2 protein-coding genes are annotated in these 836 nt (G+C 38.4%); both read left to right on the top strand.

All coding sequences use genetic code 11. The features are described 5' to 3' along the window. Nucleotides 1–328 precede the first annotated feature (328 nt). A complete protein-coding gene (locus G8761_RS26720; protein ID WP_166030961.1) occupies nt 329–673 on the top strand; it encodes a PadR family transcriptional regulator in 345 nt (114 codons plus the stop codon). Beyond that, on the top strand, nt 670–836 hold a 167-nt coding region (locus tag G8761_RS26715), incomplete at its 3' end, for a DUF1048 domain-containing protein (RefSeq protein WP_166030960.1). The genes G8761_RS26720 and G8761_RS26715, both read left to right, overlap by 4 nt.

Below are 836 nucleotides of genomic sequence, written 5' to 3'. Positions count from 1 at the left end.
TTCACAAACTTATTGATAAGCCTATCCCTAAAATAATAAACGCATCAAATTAATTGAGGATCAATTCGAGACCGTTTGGATTACTAATCACCTCTTGGTCACTTTAATATGTAAATCAAGTCCACTAAAATTTAGCGAGGACTAAGCTGTCAAACACCTCCGACGCAGTAAAAATGGGCTTATTTTACGAAAAGTTTTATTGACAAGTGATGCTATTTAGTAATACTATATACTAGTAATCAGTAATAACGAATATCTGTATCACAAAATACCTGTGATACAGAGTACTGAAATAAATATAAGTGAAATACAAATGGAGGAAAAAAACTTGGAAAATATCACGGAAATGTTGAAAGGGGTGCTTGAGGGTTGTGTACTTGAGATCATCAGCCGTGGCGAAACCTACGGCTATGAAATCACGCAACAGCTGCGAGAACTTGGCTTCACTGATGTGGTTGAAGGCACGGTTTATACGATTACTATGCGGCTTGAGAAAAACAATTTGGTGGACATCGAGAAGAAACCATCTACTATGGGACCGCCTAGAAAATTTTACACCCTCAATGCGGCAGGTCAAGAGCAACTTAAAATCTTTTGGAAAAAGTGGGAATTCGTCTCAAGTAAAATTAACGAACTCAAAACTAATAAAATTAAAAGGAGAGAAGTAAAATGAATATTTTTGAAAAAATTATCGGAAGTCTGGATGACAAGCGGGAATGGAGGGAGATGGAGGCACGTGCGAAGGCACTTCCAAGTGATTACCGCAATGCTTACAAAGCTATCCAAAAATATATGTGGACTGCTGGTGGTGGTCCCACCGACTGGAAGGACAGCAG

The organism is Neobacillus terrae, assembly GCF_011393025.1.
GTDB lineage: Bacteria > Bacillota > Bacilli > Bacillales > Cytobacillaceae > Neobacillus_A > Neobacillus_A terrae.
Note: the sequence above shows the minus strand (reverse complement) of the source record. Positions and strands in the feature narration are given on the sequence as shown.